This window comes from Polystyrenella longa, from assembly GCF_007750395.1.
Classification (GTDB): domain Bacteria; phylum Planctomycetota; class Planctomycetia; order Planctomycetales; family Planctomycetaceae; genus Polystyrenella; species Polystyrenella longa.
The window spans coordinates 2,079,025-2,097,314 of the sequence record NZ_CP036281.1; the positions used below are offsets into that span (position 1 = coordinate 2,079,025).

The window sequence follows — 18,290 nt, forward strand, 5'->3', positions numbered from 1 at the left end:
AGTTAAACTGCAGGGAGACTCCTGTATCTGAGCGTATTTCTCCAGGGAAGCACGGAAATGCAATAGCGTTTTAGTCTTCTCGTCAGGATTGAAATCAACCGAACATTTTTGAATTGCTGTTTTTAAGGTAAGTGATTATGGCTGTGGAACGCACATTGTTGCTGGTAAAACCGGATGGTGTACAACGTCGGCTGGTTGGAACGATTCTTTCTCGTTTTGAATCCAAAGGATTAAAAATCGTCGGATTGAAAATGCTGAATGTGACGCCAGAACTGGCTCGCAAACACTATGAAGAACATGTCGAAAAACCGTTTTATCCTCTGCTGGAAGAGTTCATCACTGCATCTCCCGTCGTCGCTATTGCGGCTGAGGGTGTCGATGCCATCTCTGTCGCACGCACGATGATGGGTTCGACAAACGGTCGCGAAGCCGCTCCGGGAACCATCCGTGGCGATCTTTCACAAAGTCGACAGATGAATCTCGTTCATGGCAGCGACAGCCCCGAAGCTGCCAAGAGAGAGCTCGATATCTACTTCTCGGCTGCCGAGTTACTGGACTACGACCTTAATCTATCTGTCTATCTTGCTGCCGGCGACGAACAGTAATTCTCGCACAGCGCGGCGTCCCTCGGGACGAACGCAGGACTGATCAACAAAAGACCCGTCAGTGACTATGCTGTGCGGGTCTTTTTTGTGGTATTAGCTGTGCTGGTAAGCTGTATGGTATCGATAGGCAAAAAAATACCCCTCCAAAGTTACCTGAACTTAGGAGGGGTTTGTTTTTGGCATTTCTGAAATTCCCGGCGAGTGCATACGGGCTGTCTCAGAATAGTTGCCAGTTAGAACTTTCGAATGACGCCGACAACGACACCCAGAACTTCAACTTCATTAGAATAGATTGGGCTCATCGTGCTATTGGCGGGTTCAAGACGCACACGCGTTGGTTCCTTATAGAACCGCTTAAGCGTGGCATCATCATTGCCGACGAGTGCGACAACGATATCACCATCATGACACGTGGACTGTCGATGAACGACGACGTAATCACCTTCAGCGATCTGGTCTTCGATCATCGAATCCCCTTTCACGCGGAGGCAATAATGGTCTTCATTATCCAGCAATGTTGAGAAATCGATTTTCTCGGCTTCTTCAACAGCCAGTACCGGTTGTCCGGCGGCAATCTGACCTGCCAAAGGCAATGTCATGCGATCCTTGGGAGAATCGGCCAACTGGATAGCGCGAGACATGTGAGATTCGCGAGTAATCAGCCCTTTCTTTTCCAGGGCTTTCAGATGGCACATTACTCCATTAGGTGAGCGAATGCCAAATTGTGCTCCGATTTCTCGTACAGTTGGGCCGTAGCCTCTGTTCAAAATCTTGTCGCGTACGAAGTCATAAATTTCCTTCTGACGAGTCGTCAGCGTGGGCCTTTTCAAGCCTAAATCTACCATAACTATTTGCTCCTCAGCATTAGTTTGAAAACGAAGCATTGTGGTTGTGCTAAACGAGCACGTCACCGCTTCCTTTTCCTGCCTCATCGAATACATTTTGATTAATCGTTTCACTGACTACGGCGGATCAGTTGTTTGTACCGGTCATTCTACACAATCAAGGTGGAACTGAACATAAATCGGCCAAATAAATGTATAACAATTAATCGTGATATTGAATGTCTACTGTAAGAATTACCATGCACTGTACAAATTGCAATAAGAAAGTGCCTGTTTAAGCTAGGTTTTGGTCCAGTAATTGTACTTTAGTGCAGTGTTTACTCGCATCTCAGCGAATCAGAACACAAAAAAAACCATCCGTACAATTACGGATGGTTAATTCTATTAGACAGTTAGCGTGCTAATCAAGAGAAGCAGCACACCTGTCTATTGTTGTCGTTGAAACCAGTACTTCATAGGAGCGAGACAAGTCGTTCTCTAGAGCCGATTATTTGATCAATTTTGTGAGTTCCGCAGTGAGATCTTTTTCGGACACGCTGGTACTGACGACCATGCCGTTCTGGTCGATCAGCCAGATACTGGGAACGTTCAATACGCCGTAATACTTAACCACGGGGTGTTGCCAGCTCCGTTTTGTCGGATCGGGATCAAAGAGTTGTTTCCAAGCGATTCCGGCGTTGCCTACAGCAATTTCAAGCGGAAGTTCATCGTCATCCAGGCTCACTCCAACGACTTCAAGTTTTGATGCATCAAACTGGCCGGCGATAGAATCGATTTCCGTGAGGACTTCTTCGATTCCACCGATGTTTGAACTCCAATAGACAATGGCGGTGACCTTGCCCCGGTTCTGCTCAATTTTGAAGAATTCACCTTGGTAGGTCGAACCACCAAATTTCAGGCTCTGGCCAGTAAGGCTGAGACGACGCAAGACACCCTTAGACTGTTCTCCTTGGGGAGTGTCCGGGTATTGGGCGAGGATTTGTGCGTAGCACATTCTCGCTTCTTCTGAAAGCTTGTATCGCTCACAGCTTCTTCCAGCGGCCAGTAGTAACGGCATCGTTTTAACTTTTTCTTCCGGAAAAGCCTCACAGAAAGTACGTGCTTGACGAGCGAACTCGGTGATCCATTCGGTGTTTTTCTGACTGTATCGCATCGCGTTGGTATTGGCGAAACGAACCACCGCATAAGAAGCTTCCATAGCCGATTTAGAGCCGGGTCGCTGTTTCTGCAGGTATTCTGCGTCGGCATAGAGCGATTCTCCTTCTGACTGGTCGCCTTGCAGAGCAAGTTGCAATCTCGCTTCCGATAGTCGCTGCACCAGTTGGTGCATGATTTCTTCAGGCTCCTGATTCTGGTGTGCGACCAGTACACCTTTGGATGCTAAATCGACAATCTTCTTGTTCCGTGCTTTGATGAGCTGGGGAACCTGTTTGGGATCGGGAGTACCCGAGCTTGAAGCGAGAGGCTGACGCATCACGTTTGTGATTTGTTTGATAATGCCCGCTGCTGACTCATCTGCCGATTGAGCAGGTTCAGGTTGGCTAATAGACGCCGTCGGTAACGTATTAGCGGCTGTTTTGACTTTCCCAACGGCATTGGTTTCCGTAGGAGCTGTCTGGCCCGTCGTATCGGGGGTGGCTTCCGGTTCGGGTGAACCACATCCAACGAGAAGTCCAGCCAACAGACCGGTGACGAGAAGAGTGGGTAACAATCGCATTTGAATCATTTTATTCCATCCTTGGAGCAGCTGAAGCCTGACATCCCTATCGCAACGTGATTTCCCACAGTGTAAACATTCCGCGATCCTGGTTGTGAAAGGATCAGTCAGTCTGCTGTGAAAATCAGCTGTTTCAATGCTGTTTGAGAGAGCGTTTTACGACAAAAACGGAGTTTATGGCAATGCGAGTTTGGCCATTCTGCCCCCTCTTCTTTGGAAAAATTACAAAGTTCTTCAAGTAGAAATTACTAAGACCTGGGATCAATAAGCGTTCGTTCCTGCTCAGGACAGGTGAATCGGAAGGGACTTTAGCGAATGCGAAGAACAGGGGTATTGAGTTGATGTATCTGAATGGGAGAAGTGCGGTAGGTACTCGGGCAGGAGTCGGATTTTAGAGCTCAAACCGGCAGGAATTGCCGGTCAGGAAGCGGTCTATCCTAGATTTGGCCGATCCTTAGAATTACGGAATGCTCCTTGCATCAAGGAAGCAATGCGTAAGGAGAATTTGTCTCGATACCGCTGAATACGAAACGTGAGTTGATGACCATGGCAGAGCAAAACGAACTTGAAGAGCTCGATCAACAGATGTCCGAGAAACCGGAAAAAACAACTGGCCGAAAGAAACGCGGGTTCGGTGTTGCCTGGCTGGCAGGTCCGATCATCCTTCTGACCGCAGGCTGGGTCGCGCCGATGATCATCGCCAACACCGATTTACGAGAGCCAGTGCTGGTTCGATTGATCCCCGGATTCGATCAGCAACTGAAAATCAAATACGCCTCTCTCGACTGGATGTCTCCTGTCGTCATGCATGAGGTCACGGTTTCGGACGCAAACAATGAACCGATCGCAACCGTATCCGAGATGCGAACCGAGCGGACGCTCTTCCAGCTCGTTTTCCAATCAGGCGACTTGGGTACGATCGAACTGACTTCACCTGTGCTCAAAGTGAAACTACGAGAGAATGGGAGCAACGTCGAAGATTTATTGAATCCAATATTGGCAGCACAAGATCCGGAGGCCGAGTCTTCCCAGCTCAAACTGGTCGTGAAAGAGGCCACGTTGGAGCTGTATGATCCTGCCGATCAATTGGTGAATACCACAGTTGTGGAACAGCTGACGTTGCAGCAGACCCCTTCAAAACTGGAAATGGAGCTTCAGGGAACAGTCAATGAGGCTTCCATCCATGTCGCGGGTGAATTTGAACCGACGTTTGAGTCGGGATCTGTTCGTTGGAAAACCGAACGTCTGGATCTCGCCAGTTGGAAACCATTGTTGAGCCGCATGCAGCCCGGCGCCCGATTAAGTGGATTTGTGACGGCCGAACAGACATGCCTGTGGGATCAATCGACCACCCTGCCCTCGGTCGCTCTGAGTGGACCAATGCAGGTTGATCAACTGGAACTGCTTCTTCCGGATCAAATGGGTGGTGATGCTTTTCAGTTGGATGAGTTGAAGACAGGTGGAGCATTCCATGTTTCTTCTCAGCAGCTCCGTTTTGAAAACGCGACATTCGATTCTGCTCTGGGGCATTTCCGTATGCAGGGGGAAGTGAACCTTGCAGAGGTGCAGTCGCAGCAGAACTGGCAGCAGCAGCTGGCAACTTTGATTAATTCCGATCTGGCGATTCAAGGGTACGTTGATCTGGCGGAACTCGCTTCGTTATTTCCGCAGGCCTTGTCTGTTAAAGAGGACATGAAGATCGTCGCGGGTCAAGCTGATCTTTCGCTTCATGCCCGTGATTTAAATGGTCGACGCGTGTTGGAGGCCCGTTTGGGAACCACTGATCTCCTTGCTGAACAAGGTGGCAAATCGATTGCCTGGAAAGAACCACTCAAGTTCGATTGTCAGGTCCATCTCGAAGACGAATGGCCCGTTGTTGATCGCTTACGTGGTTCTTCTGAATTTATGGAATTCCAGGGCGAAGGTTCGTTGGAGTCAGCCAAGTTTCAACTGACGGCCGATCTGCAGAAATTCTCGGCACAACTGACTCAGTTTATCGATCCTGGATTCGATACACTGCAGGGGAGCCTCAATGCTCAATTCCAAACTCAATTATTGAATGGTTCTGACTGGAATGCCGAAAGTCGATTGATCGTTGAGAACTTTGTTTTGAATTGGCCCGGTAGTCCGTCTTGGCGGGAAGAACGTCTGGTCGTCGATGGCAATATACAAGGCGAGTTTATTGATCGTGAACTGCGTAAGATCCAAACGGCGAAGTTCATCGTTAGTAGTGGTACAGACCGTCTGCAAACGGTTCTCACTGCACCCGTTGAACTGGGACAGCCTCCTTATCTGTTTGCGACGACTTTACAGGGAAGTCTGGCAAACTGGCAGAATCGTCTGCGCCCTCTAACCACGCTTGAACCGTGGCAGTTGGGGGGAGAAATCAACTTGACATCCCAAACCAGTCTATCAGACGACCATGTTCGGTTTGTCGATACCAGTGTCGATATCAGTTCCTTCGTCGCCCGGCAACCCGGAGTTGCTATTCAAGAACCCAAACTCCGTTTACAAACGGCAGGCGAGTATGACCGTCACACCGGCACGCTGTCCGTCGACGACATGACGTTGGCCAGTTCCAGCTTGGGAGTCCGTACAGTTGATCTGGTGGTGAAGCCTGTTTCGGGGGCGACACCGGAACTCTCTGGTAACTTGGCACTCAAGGCTGATCTCAATCGAATTTCAAGCTGGTTCGCCGAGCATCCTCTGTTGAAACAATTACGGTTAGGTGGACTCGCTAAATTCCAGTTGCAATTTGATCGCGGTCAAGAAATCGCACAGACGGTCGGTCAGCTGACCCTCGATAACTTCTCGATCTCTTCGTCTGCTCCGGCTCCTTCTTCCGGTAGTCGAACTGCGTTGAACGGAACTGCCGCTGTTACCCCCAGCAGCAATACGATCTGGGCGGAGGAAGCATTTCAAGTTACCTGGAAGACATCCCGAAAAGCGGAGCAACTGGATCTGGAGCAACTAACGGTCGATTCGAAGTTACTTAAGCTGCATACCTACGGAAAAGTTTCCGAACTAAGCACTGTTCGCAATGTGGAACTCTCGGGGAATGTGGAGTACGACCTCGAAAACCTGATGCGAATCCTTCAGAAATCAAACGATCCTGCTGTGCAGATGACAGGACGTCACCAGAAGTCGTTTGTTCTGTCGGGACCACTCACAAGCTGGGCGGCGAATGCCCCTGCTCCGTCAATGAATCCCGATGGCAGCTATGGCATTCCTGGATCTGTGCAGAACGTCAGTCAATCAGATGGCAAGTTGACGGGGCAAGCAGCGTTTGGCTGGGATACGGCAAAACTATATGGATTGCCCGTCGGTCCGGGTGAATTGGCGTTACAGCTCGATGACAAAATTGTGCGTATTGAACCCGTCTCTCTGCAGGTCGCGGAAGGTCGCGTGAATTTGTCATCTCACATTCGATTTGATCAGGCTTCCCCCACGTTGCATCTTGATCCGGCAAAGATCATGGAGAACATTCGACTCACCCCTGAATTGTGTGGCGAGTTTCTGCAATACGTTGCCCCGATGCTCTCGGATGTTTCGCAGATCGAGGGACATTTCTCGATGGATCTGAACAGTGCACAAATTCCGCTGTTAACTCCTGCTGGTTCCGACATCACTGGGAAACTTCAGATTGAACGGGCCGAGGTTCGTTCAGGTCAAATGGCGAACCAGTTAACCACAATGGTGCAACAGGTGAAAAGCATCATTAGTCGCACCTCGTTGCAGGGTGCCAGCCCCGGTGGCAGCACCTGGATTGTAATGCCTAAGCAGGAAAGCGAATTCCGAGTCACTGGCGGTCGTGTTTATCACAAGCGGCTTGAGTTTCATGTCGACGACGCGATTCTGTTCACCACCGGCTCGGTTGGTTTGGACAACTCTTTGAACTTGGTTGCCGAGATTCCCATTCAGGAAAAATGGTTGGGCAACAATCGCCTAGCCGCTTCGATGAAGGGACAACTGCTGCGTGTTCCGATTTCCGGTACGATGAAGCAACCAATTCTCGATCAACAGGCCCTCGCCGTCTTTGCCAGTCAGTTTGCGGGTTCCGCTGCTCAGAATTATCTGCAGGAAGAACTGGACAAACAGCTGAAAAACCTGTTTTCACGCTAATTAAAAACAGTTTCTGCTGTAGCGAACCAGAGCCGGTCGCTTCGAGGTGAGTCATCGATATTCACCTTGGAGCGATCGGCTCTGTTTGTTAATATCCCCGCCTCTACTCTCTCTCCTTATGAATATTTTATGTGATGATTACCGGCAGGGACGTCCGGCTTATGACCAGGTTACGTATTGTACTATCTGCTTTTTTGATCTCCGCATCGGTGGCGAGCAGCACTGGCTGCAATTTGTTGCATAATTTGCAACCGCACCGCTTGCATCGATTGAATCGCCAACCCTCCTCGGCCAGCGCCGCGATGTTCTCCGTACAGGATGGAGCCACAGGTGAGAGCCCTGTTGAGGAATTCATGTCCTCCACAGAACTCGTTGAGATGGAAGAATAGTTGACGCGGAAGTCAACATCCTCCCCTTCTCTGATTGTGCGTAAAAGGAACCCTTCAGCTGCGTTCGATTTTTAAGGAACGAACTTTCTGAATAGTGGAGTTCCGCGCACTTCATATGCTCTTCCAACGCTCGCGACTTGGCTACAATTGCGCACAGTCTGACTCACTGAGTCGTAAGGGGCGATCTACTTAAGCAAGGGCGCTCAGTTGCTGTCTCTTGGGCACTGACGATTAAGAACTGACTCTGTCAGTACAGCCTATTGGCCGAATTCAGCTTGAGACCGGAATGAGCGACCCCGTTGGATCAGTTCGTTCGACGGCGGCACCTGTTGTCGCTGCATCGTGTAACGGAACGTTTGCCGATCAGTGATCTTCTGGGGAGAGAAGTTGTCCGCCAGAAACTCGATTCCGGGCCACTGGTACCAGGGAGTCTGCACTTTCTGCATGACAGTCAATGTCTGGTAACCATCTTTGAGAAGCTGGATTTCCCGCGTTCCGTAATAGAGAAACGAAAACGAACAGGGCGTGTATCCCACTTCCTTACCATCCACTTTGGCCAATGCCCCAGGTGGATCGGATTCAATCGTCATTCGGCGAAATACGCATCCACTACCCATCGTGACCAACAGGCAACCCAACACTGCCCCAACGGCCATTCGCCGCAGACGGGAGGTTCTTACTGGTTGACTGTGAACAGTTAAGGGCATGAGACGCATCATACTTTTGAACGGACGGAGGGCGATGAAGGTAATCTGAGGCTGCGAATATTAACGATTTGAGGAAAACGGGCCAAGACGGATTCCAGAAGGGAGATGTTTGTTCATTTTTGCCTCTTTACCCCAGCTTTATTTGGTGGATTTGGATGCCGGTCTGTTAGCATGGTAAGACATTGGAAACTCTTGGAAACGAGGTATGTTCGGCAAGGGATTCGAAGTTCGATTTCACAGGGGTAACCGATGGATAGAGATCTGAGCGTCGTGGGAGCCTTTCTAGGCTCGTTTATGATTTTACATCTTGCATGGACAATCTTCAAATTGATCAACTCATGTGTCGTTATAAAGCGTAACGGTCCTGTTCTGTTCTATCTGAATGACTATTCCTTCCAAAGCATGGCAGCGCCTCAAGCAATATACCTCTGCTTATTTGTTCTCGGAGTGTTGATATTTTTAGTGATCGCTTCTCTTGCGGGTTGGGCAGGTATTCCTGTTTACCTTTTTCTAATAGTCGCTCCCACGCCTTTATTTTGTAACATGTTGCAATTCGCCTTCTGCTCCAGAGTGGGCGTAACCCGACAGGGATTGATTTACTCAAGGCTCTCGTTGGACAATGTTTTGTGCCGTGGGATGAATTGGAGTCGATTGAAAAGATGAAATATCAAATTCCGATGGTGATTCAATTCCTATTCAGAGACAGCACGATTAAAACAGGATTTTCATTGGAAAACGTGGATCAGGAATTTATGTCGACTCAGTTAGCTCAGCTTCTGCCGGATAGAATTGACCTCTCCCTATTAGAAACAGAAAGTGAACCAACACATGTTTGCTGATTTGACACAGGCCAAAATGGGTTGGTTGATGGTGGTTGCGGCCATTGTCATCATTTCACAGCATTACTTCTATCATCGTCAGTTGCGTCAATTGATGAGAGTCACTCGGGACCACGGCCCTATTCTGTTTTCCCTCAATGAAAACACAACGATGTCCTCATGCCGGTGGACTTGTCTCCATCTGCATCGCATGACGATGTTCATCGTGGCGTTGCTCGGCATCGTCGGAGTCTTTGCAGAGCAAGTGCCCGCTTTTGCAGCGATGATCGTGCTCTGTCTCGGGACCAGTTCCTTTCTTCATTACCTCAAAGTATCCAGTGAGAAAGTAACCGTCACGCGAACCGGAGTGATTGCCCGAACCTCCTCCACCCACGTCGGTTTTCTTCCGTGGGCGTCCATCTCAGATGTTGAACGAGTACCGTCGGAAGAAAAACTGATATATCAAATTGTGACCGACGCCTACCCTGAGAGCGATATCCGGTTTTGCATTGAGCTCGAAGATATCGATTTCATCACTGAGCAAATTAATCAATTCCTGCCTGAAGGGGTGTACTTCGAACCCGAACAGGAGGCGGCGCTCGTCAGTTAATTCTGCGACTCATCCAGAGAATTCAAGGGAAAATTAATCATCAGAGTGATCCGACTTCCCCAATCGAGCGTTTAATGTCGATGTGCAATCTTATCCGAAGGCATTCAGGCTATTCACATATCGCATCTTTAAAGAAAACAAGGAAATCCCCTCATGTCCTTCTTCAGCCGAATCGGAAATACCTGGGAACTGATGGGGGCGAGTTGGGATTTGCTCAAGCAGGATAAGGAACTGCTCTTCTTTCCCATCTTTTCTTCGATCAGTTGCCTGCTCGTCTCGGCGACTTTCCTGCTCCCCTTTTACATGGTGAGCGAATCGTTCGTTCCGCCTTCGCAAGAGGCTCCACTGGAGGATCAGATCTTCTACTACCTGGTTCTGTTCCTGTTTTACGTCGTGAATTATTTTGTCATGACGTACTTCAATGCGGCAGTGATCGGGGCGGCGATAAAACGAATGATGGGGGATGACCCGACGATGAGTGATGGGTTCCGATTCGCCAACAAACGGTTGTCCCAGATTCTCGGTTGGGCGATCGTCAGTGCGACTGTGGGGCTCATTCTGCGATTGATTGAAGATCGGTCGCAGAAAATTGGAGCGATCGTGGCGGGTCTGTTGGGGGCCGTTTGGACTTTATCCAGTTTCCTGGTGATTCCGATTCTGGTCGTTGAAGGAGTTGGACCGATCGACGCGCTGACTAAATCGACCAAGCTGCTCAAAAAGACTTGGGGCGAGCAACTCGTCAGTAACTTTGGCTTTGGGGTGATCTTCTTCTTTCTAAGCCTGCCCCTGTTCCTGCTGATCGGTGGCGGAGTCTACCTGATCGCCCTCGCAGAAATGCTGGTCCCTGGCATCGCCCTATTCGCCATTGGAGTTGTCCTGCTGATTCTCCTGGGCGTCATCCAAACTTGTTTGCAGTCGATCTTTCAGGCCGCTCTCTACGTCTACATCCGCAAAGGCCACATCCCCGGCACCCGCTTCCACGACAACCTGATGCAAAACACGGTGGTGCACCGGTAGAGTTGGAGGGCATTCAGTCTTTCAAAATCTAGCTGGTCGGAGCTTCATGGAGAAATGGATGGGCTTCCATCAGCTTGTCTCATCTTTTTTGATGAATTCACAACAGAATTACCGCACCAGTGCTTCCAGACATCCGGAATTAGGATTGCACAACAAACCAGTAGTCCAAGCGACCAGAGAAGCTTGGTGTAGACGTCGTTCATATCTCCCCTAGAGAGTGTTGATTCTTCTGGATTAAAGGGATCATAGAAAACATTGACCCGAGTTCCAATCGGATATTGAGCGACAATCTCTGCAGCGGCCGTCCTATCTGTATCTTTGGAGGGAAAGAACTCAATGCGATTGCCGGTAAACTCCGCTCCTTCAACAGTGTATTCATAAATAATGTTGGGGACAAATATTGCCTTTTGGCCGTTGAGTGTTTTCTTAATATTGGACTGGCTGATCATTCCCTTCGTCACTGTCCGGGATTGGCTAGCCTGAACTGAATGGTAGTCGCTAACTGTTAAATACAGTAACCATCCGCTCAACGCGATCCCCCCTATCAGCATCACGGTGTAGACATACTTGTTCATTCTTTTGTTGTTGTGTGCCAATTTAAGATTAGCGTCTTTTAATTTCTTGTTTATTGCCGTTTGTTGGTGACGCCACTCTTCGCTCACTGAATCTTCAAACTTGATTTGAGAGTCACTTGCGTCATGAGTAGGTGGTTTTTGGAGGAGTGCTTTCATCTCATTGAGAATACGATGTTCTGGAACACGTTCTCCAACATGAACAAGTAAGGGCCAGTCCATTAGTTTTGATACTCTTTGGGCCAATATCAGCGTATTGAGATTGTTAGCATTGCACATGATCGGATAGCGAACATACCCCTTGTCCTCCTTGATGATGTAGTTGAATTCAACGTCATCATGCGGTTCTAATTGAGGAGTATTTCTTGATAGGAGTTCAAGCTGCTCTTCCGAGAATTGAATGAATTTGCTTTTGATGTCATGAACGAGTTCCAGATAAACTTCTTGTGTATCCGAAAGATTGATACCCAAATCAGGGATGTGCAGTTCACCTTTCCGGCTACACGAGAGACAAACTATCTCTCCTTTCTTTCGCTGTCGATTATTTCTCCACTCAAACACTGGGTAAGATAAAAACAGTACGAGTACGAGAGATGGGGAGACGAGACTTGCGAGAATATCTATGAGACCAGTGATGTCGATCTTTACTGGTAGATTCAAGCCCGTAAATAACCACAACAGAATGGCAGCAATCGGACTCAGGATAATAAGCCAGCGAGAAACAACGGACATTCGAGTATCGTAAATGGCGGTCAATGTGCCGTTCGGATCTTCTTCAATGCTACCGTTGAAGTAGATGGACCTCTCCGGTTCCAGTAGTTTTGAATGGCTAGTCGTCATTTCTTCTCGGTCAAATACCCTCATAGTCCGGGCTCATTTTGAGTTATCACAATGGTTGTGGTCGGTGACGCCCTCTTATTGCTCACGGTTTTGATCGTGTGTTCCGTCTGTAAACTCTTGTGGGATCAAAGTTGTTCGGCGGTTATCGAGTCGGAGGATCGTCATTACCAAGGTCGATACAATGATGGCAAAGGATCCATCAAACAGGTACCTGTAAGCATTTTCTTCGTCCCCTTGAATGAGGACTGCCCAGCTCGGGTCATCAGGTTTGTAGAATACATTGACTTCGCGACCAACGGGGTATTCTTCGACGATTGTCTGGGAAAATTCCCAAGTGCTGGACTCGGGATAAAACATTCTTATGCGGTCCCCTTCGTGTCGAATTTCATCCACAACGTACTCATACTTGACTTGGGGGGCATAAGAGGTTTCCTCATCATTTACACGGGTATCGACGAGTGACTCGATAATGGTCCCCTGCACCGACGGCCATGTGCTGCTATCAAGTGCCAGATAGTAACCCAGGATCGCCGATCCGCTGAGGATAATTGCAGATCCATACATGAGTCGTAAGAAGAAGGGAAATACCCATTTTCTGAAAAATCTGCCCATAAAATCAGGATAGTTGACGGGGGGGGACTTCCTCGCTCGGAAAAATAGATAAAGGGCCAGTCCCAGGAAAACCAGAATAAAGAAACTACTGAGACCGATTTCAATGAACGTCTCAAAACTGGCCTCACTTCGCGGAATCAACACTGAGTTGGCGTGCTGGTCGGGATCATAAAAAACAGGAATTTGTACGCCTGCCGTATATTCTTTGATACTATTTTCGGCACCCTCCCGATTACAGTAGCGCAGGTTGTCGATTCGTAAACGGTCACTCTCATATTCCGTTTCATTCACTTCGAACTTATAAGTGACAACCGGTACATAGGTGACGTGGACTCCTGAGTGGTCGAGGTGAATTGAAACATCTGAATTGAGAATCTCCCCCTGCACGGTGGGCCAGTTCATGCTTTCGTACGCTTTTTGATATTCGTACCAGCAAACCCACAGGAACGAAGCCACTGCAAAAAAGAAGACGCCGACATACAGGGTCAGGAAAAATTGCTTAAGATATTTGGTCATCGATTTGTCTTACGGGTGAAGTTTTTACGATGCATCCGAGAAATTGACTTAAAATTCTCTCCTGTCGAGCATACTCAAGATAACGTATTTCTCGTGCAGATGGTTCAGCACAATTCCGGAATTCCACAAAAAAACGCTCCTGTTGCCGAAGCAACAGAAGCGTTTTGGTTTAATACGTTATCTGCGAGATGGAGAACAGCGAGATTTAGTTTTTCGCCAGCTGTCGCAGGACTGTGTGGAGGATACCACCGTTGCGGTAGTATTCGACTTCGACGGGGGTGTCGATACGACAGACCGTGGTGAAGTGAACGACGTCGCCGTTGGTTTTCGTCGCGGTGACTTCGATGGTCTGCTGAGGTTTGAGGTTGTCATCCAGTTGGATATCGAACGTCTCGGAACCATCCAGACCCAGGCTCTCGCGGGATTCGCTCTCGCGGAACTGGAGAGGCAGCACGCCCATACCGACCAGGTTTGACCGGTGGATACGTTCGTACGATGCGGCGATTACCGCCTTCACGCCCAACAGGTAAGTTCCCTTAGCAGCCCAGTCACGGGAAGACCCCGTTCCGTATTCGGCACCAGCAAGAACCACCAGTGGAGTTCCGGCTTCTTTGTACTTCATGGCGGCATCGTAGATCGATGTCTGTTCGTCCGTGGGTAAGTACTTGGTGACTCCCCCTTCTGTCCCGGGACAGAGCAGGTTTTTCAGACGGATGTTGGCGAACGTTCCGCGAGTCATTACGCGGTCGTTACCACGACGGGAACCGTAGCTGTTGAAGTCTTTCGGTCCAATGCCGTTTTCCTGCAAGTACAGTCCGGCGGGGGAATCGGGTTTAATCGCTCCGGCGGGGCTGATGTGGTCCGTGGTAGTGGAATCGCCAACGGAGACCAGCACGCGGGCTCCGGTAATTGATTCAACAGGACCGGGTGTCAGAGGCATATCAACGAAGAAGGGAGGCTCCTGCACGTAGGTGCTTTTGTCTTCCCATTCGTAGAGAGAACCTTCGCTGCTCTCGATCGCCTGCCACTCGGGCGGACCATCGGCAGCATGCGAATACTGTTCAACGAACATTTCCGGAGTAATGGCTCCGGCCATGGTGTCGATGATTTCTTTCTGAGTCGGCCAGATATCTTTCAGGAAGACATCGTTTCCGTCCTGGTCTTGTCCGAGTGGTTCCGTAACCAGATCGACGTCGGTTGAGCCAGCGATTGCGTAAGCGACGACCAGCGGCGGTGAAGCGAGGTAGTTCGCTTTAATGTGCTGGTTGATTCGGCCTTCGAAGTTACGGTTACCAGACAGCACGGCGGAGGCGACGAGGTCTCCTTTAACAATCGCATTGGCGATGGGATCCGGCAGCGGTCCACTGTTTCCAATACAGGTAGTGCAACCATAGCCTACAGTTTGGAAACCAAGCTCATCGAGAGACTTGTCGAGGCCCGATTTTTCCAAGTACTCGGTGACGACCCGGCTACCAGGAGCCAGGCTGGTTTTGACCCAGGGTTTAGGCTTGAGCCCTTTGGCGGCGGCTTTCTGAGCCACCAGGCCAGCAGCAAGCATTACCGAGGGGTTACTCGTGTTCGTACAACTGGTGATGGCGGCGATCACGACGGCACCGTCGGTGATGGCGACATCGTCGGAACCTTCGATATCCACAGGAGCAGTCATCGTTGGTTTGTCGAAGGTCTCTTTGAGATCTTTTTCAAACTGCGATTTCATGTCGGTCAGCAGGATACGGTCCTGAGGACGTTTGGGACCTGCCATCGAGGGGACGACGGTGGAGAGATCGAGTTCGAGCGTGCTCGTGAATTCCGGATCGGGCGAATCGACCGTGTGGAACATTTCCTGAGCTTTAAAGTACTCTTCCATCAGTTCTGCTGCGGCCTTGTCGCGACCGGTACGCAGCAGGTACTGGACTGTCTCGTGGTCGACAGGGAAGAAGCCCATGGTTGCTCCGTATTCGGGAGCCATGTTGGCTAATGTCGCCCGGTCGGGCAAGCTCATGCTGTTGAGGCCTGGTCCGAAGTATTCGACGAATTTGCCGACCACACCATGCTTACGCAGCATCTGGGTAACCATCAGCACGAGGTCTGTTGCGGTGGCTCCTTCAGGCAGTTTACCCGTCAGTTTGAAACCGACGACTTCGGGAAGCAGCATGTAAATGGGTTGCCCCAGCATGACTGCTTCCGCTTCGATACCACCAACACCCCAACCAACGACGCCCAGGCCATTGATCATGGTTGTGTGGCTGTCTGTTCCCACAAGGCTGTCAGGATAGACGACGCCATCTTTGACGAGCGTACCGTTGGCCAGGTATTCGAGGTTCACCTGGTGGACGATCCCGGTGGCGGGAGGCACGACGCGGAAATTATCAAACGCCTGCTGACCCCAGCGGAGGAACTGGTATCGTTCCTGGTTTCGTTCGAATTCGATATCGACGTTCGTCTGCAAAGCAAATCGGCTTGCGAATGCATCAACCTGCACTGAGTGGTCGATGACAAGGTCACATTGAACGAGTGGGTTAATTTTGGTTGGGTCACCACCCATGCGGACCATTGCGGCACGCAGTGCAGCCAGGTCAACGACGGCAGGGACACCGGTGAAGTCCTGCAGAACAACACGCCCTGGGGTGAATGGGATTTCGACCTGTTTTACATTTTTGGCATCCCAGCCAGCAATGTTTTTGACGTCGTCTTCGCTAACGATGAAGTCGTCCAGATTTCGCAGGCAGGATTCGAGCAGCACGCGGATCGAATAGGGAAGTTTTTGGAAATCGATACCCAGCTTTTTGCCCAAGGCAGGCAGGCTGTAGTATGTGTATTCTCCGCTTTTTGTTTTTAAACGTGCCTCGGCACCGAATTTGTCCTCGGTCGCCATATGGGAACCTCCCTCTAACGGTCTATTGCGAGCCGCAATCATGTGCGGCTGTTTTAGCGGCTTCTCCCATGCTGGTCACAATGTCGAGAGTGAGAGCGCCGCCACACTGAATTTTGGACGGGTTTGTCTTGAACGAGTTTTCATCGCGTGAATTCCCCTCGGAACGCAAGGGTGCCGCAGGAAGATCACTGATCGAATGCTAGCAATACGAGCGCGGAAAATGAAGTGACGCCCCCCTTGAAAAGGGGTGTGGTACTGCTTTCGTAGGGAAAAACTGATGTAACAGCAGTCAGTTACGTCCAAGGTCCCAACCGGGAGTAATTCGGCTGAAGTCGGGAATAAAAAACAGGACAATCGCTGAAAATCTTTATTCTGGAACTATTTCCAACCTGTAAATCCATTCATTAGAATCAAGCTGCATTCTAATGCTTGAGAATGACCTTTCTGAATAGAGAATGATCCCCACGATGCCCCGTGTCTGTTTCACTCCGAATCTGCATAAGCTGGTCGACGTCCACGAATATGAGGTTGCCGGTTCGACCATCGCTCAGGCTCTCGAAGACGTCTTTTCCCGGCAGCCCACGTTGCAAAGTTATATCGTCGACGATCAGAAACGATTGCGGCGTCACATCAACGTGTTTGTAGACGGCGAGCTGATTCGGGGGGCTCACCCTCTTAATACAGAGATTCGTCCTGAATCTGAAATCTACATCATGCAGGCATTATCTGGCGGGTGACTTCCTGCTCTTTCATTTCCCTTCTTATTCCATTCACTGATTTATCCTATTCAATGTTCAGGAACCAAAGTCATGAGTGAAGAACTCTACGTTGGAACTCGAAAAGGTTTGTTTATTCTGGAACAAAACGAAGAAGATTGGTCGATCAAACGACATGAGTTTCCGGGGGAGCCAGTTTCGATGATAATGCCCGATCCGCGAGACGGAATGCTATATGCCGCATTAACTCATGGGCATTTTGGCGCGAAACTCCATCGTTCGGCGGATAGTGGAGAGAGCTGGGAAGAGTGTGGACTTCCCACTTATCCGGAGACGGCTGAAACGGAATCGGTGGTGGCCGAGACGACCGGCGAGAAACCCAAAGGAGATTCGCTCGAAGAGATTTGGGCGATGGAACCAGGATCAGGATCGCGTCTCTGGGCAGGGACGATTCCGGGTGGGCTTTTTTACTCAGACGATCAGGGGACGAACTGGCAGCTCGTCGAGTCATTATGGAACGACCCGCAGCGACCGCAGTGGATGGGGGGCGGGAAAGACCATGCCGGGTTGCATTCCATCTGCGTCGACCCTCGCAATCCAGATCGGATCACTGTCGCTGTTTCAGTGGGGGGCGTTTGGCAGACGAATGATGGCGGGACAAGCTGGGATTTGATTGGCGAGGGCTTACGAGCCGAATATATGCCTCCCGACCAGGCAAGCAGTTTGCTCATGCAGGATCCACATCTCTTAGTCCACTGCCCTGCCTCGCCCGATCATATGTGGATTCAGCATCATAATGGTATCTTCCGTTCAGAAAATGGGGGCCTCAACTGGAGCGAAATCACGGATGTCGATCCGGCGGTCTTTGGTTTTGCCGTCGCGGTTCATCCCGACAAACCTGATCTGGCTTGGTTTGTTCCGGCGATCAAAGATGAAACCCGAATTCCCTTCCAAGGAGAATTTGTGGTCACTCGGACACAAGATGGTGGGAAGTCATTCGATAAGCTGACTTCAGGGCTTCCGCAGAATAATGCTTTCGACATCGTATACAGGCATGCTCTGGCGGTGGATCCCATCGGTACGACTCTGGCAATGGGTTCCACAACGGGGAATTTATGGATTTCGCAAAACAGCGGAGATGACTGGAAATCAATTTCCAATCACCTTCCGCCTGTCTATTGCCTGAAGTTTAATCCTACGAGAAATTGACATGTTCACTTCTCTGAGAAGATTCCCCTTGTTGGACTGATATGATTTCCTAAAATTACTTGTTCCCTCCATTTCGTTAGGTAGGGACTTTTTTTTCTACAGGCAGATTGCCTGAAATGG

At 49.8% G+C, this 18,290-nt stretch carries 13 protein-coding genes; 7 read left to right on the plus strand and 6 right to left on the minus strand.

Features of this window, described 5'->3' with window-relative positions; translation table 11 throughout:
• Positions 1–143: 143 nt before the first annotated feature.
• Positions 144–605, plus strand: coding sequence for a nucleoside-diphosphate kinase (gene ndk, locus Pla110_RS07765; RefSeq protein ID WP_144999634.1), 462 nt, complete (start codon positions 144–146; stop codon positions 603–605).
• A gap of 233 nt (positions 606–838) precedes the next feature.
• On the opposite strand, the gene lexA is transcribed toward ndk, so the two are convergent.
• Both lexA and Pla110_RS07775 read right to left on the minus strand, forming a co-directional pair.
• Positions 839–1,450 carry a transcriptional repressor LexA gene (gene lexA, locus Pla110_RS07770; RefSeq protein WP_144994859.1) on the minus strand — a complete coding sequence of 204 codons (612 nt, stop codon included), beginning with the start codon at positions 1,448–1,450 and terminating at the stop codon, positions 839–841.
• A gap of 487 nt (positions 1,451–1,937) precedes the next feature.
• Positions 1,938–3,176, minus strand: a complete 1,239-nt coding sequence (locus Pla110_RS07775) for a hypothetical protein (protein ID WP_144994861.1) — start codon at positions 3,174–3,176, stop codon at positions 1,938–1,940.
• A 537-nt stretch (positions 3,177–3,713) separates the two neighbouring features.
• Between Pla110_RS07775 and Pla110_RS07780 the strand changes: the two genes are divergently transcribed.
• Positions 3,714–7,289 carry an AsmA family protein gene (locus tag Pla110_RS07780; RefSeq protein WP_197440577.1) on the plus strand — a complete coding sequence of 1,192 codons (3,576 nt, stop codon included), beginning with the start codon at positions 3,714–3,716 and terminating at the stop codon, positions 7,287–7,289.
• 161 nt (positions 7,290–7,450) lie between these two features.
• Positions 7,451–7,678 (plus strand): hypothetical protein, encoded by a 228-nt coding sequence (locus tag Pla110_RS07785; protein WP_144994865.1) that lies wholly within the window; start codon positions 7,451–7,453, stop codon positions 7,676–7,678.
• Positions 7,679–7,935: 257 nt separating this feature from the next.
• On the opposite strand, the gene Pla110_RS07790 is transcribed toward Pla110_RS07785, so the two are convergent.
• A complete protein-coding gene (locus Pla110_RS07790; RefSeq protein WP_231742949.1) occupies positions 7,936–8,385 on the minus strand; it encodes a PEGA domain-containing protein in 450 nt (149 codons plus the stop codon).
• A gap of 828 nt (positions 8,386–9,213) precedes the next feature.
• On the opposite strand from Pla110_RS07790, the gene Pla110_RS07795 reads away from it, so the two are divergent.
• Together Pla110_RS07795 and Pla110_RS07800 are read left to right on the plus strand one after the other, a co-directional pair.
• Positions 9,214–9,813, plus strand: a complete 600-nt coding sequence (locus Pla110_RS07795) for a hypothetical protein (RefSeq protein WP_144994867.1) — start codon at positions 9,214–9,216, stop codon at positions 9,811–9,813.
• A gap of 153 nt (positions 9,814–9,966) precedes the next feature.
• The gene (locus Pla110_RS07800; protein WP_144994869.1) at positions 9,967–10,830 is read left to right on the plus strand and encodes a DUF6159 family protein; all 864 of its coding nucleotides are present in this window, start codon (positions 9,967–9,969) and stop codon (positions 10,828–10,830) included.
• Between the two features lie 44 nt (positions 10,831–10,874).
• Here Pla110_RS07800 and Pla110_RS07805 read toward each other — a convergent pair whose 3' ends face one another.
• From Pla110_RS07805 to acnA, 3 genes are all read right to left on the minus strand, one after another.
• Entirely contained in the window at positions 10,875–12,266 is a 1,392-nt protein-coding gene (locus Pla110_RS07805) for a DUF3592 domain-containing protein (RefSeq protein WP_144994871.1), read from the minus strand.
• Positions 12,267–12,317: 51 nt separating this feature from the next.
• Positions 12,318–13,370 (minus strand): DUF3592 domain-containing protein, encoded by a 1,053-nt coding sequence (locus Pla110_RS07810; protein WP_144994874.1) that lies wholly within the window; start codon positions 13,368–13,370, stop codon positions 12,318–12,320.
• Between the two features lie 205 nt (positions 13,371–13,575).
• Positions 13,576–16,245 carry an aconitate hydratase AcnA gene (gene acnA, locus Pla110_RS07815; protein ID WP_144994876.1) on the minus strand — a complete coding sequence of 890 codons (2,670 nt, stop codon included), beginning with the start codon at positions 16,243–16,245 and terminating at the stop codon, positions 13,576–13,578.
• Between the two features lie 455 nt (positions 16,246–16,700).
• Here acnA and Pla110_RS07820 point away from each other — a divergent pair, with 455 nt between their 5' ends.
• Positions 16,701–16,982 carry a MoaD/ThiS family protein gene (locus tag Pla110_RS07820; protein ID WP_231742950.1) on the plus strand — a complete coding sequence of 94 codons (282 nt, stop codon included), beginning with the start codon at positions 16,701–16,703 and terminating at the stop codon, positions 16,980–16,982.
• A 72-nt stretch (positions 16,983–17,054) separates the two neighbouring features.
• Positions 17,055–18,170, plus strand: a complete 1,116-nt coding sequence (locus Pla110_RS07825; RefSeq protein WP_144994878.1) for a WD40/YVTN/BNR-like repeat-containing protein — start codon at positions 17,055–17,057, stop codon at positions 18,168–18,170.
• Positions 18,171–18,290: the final 120 nt, after the last annotated feature.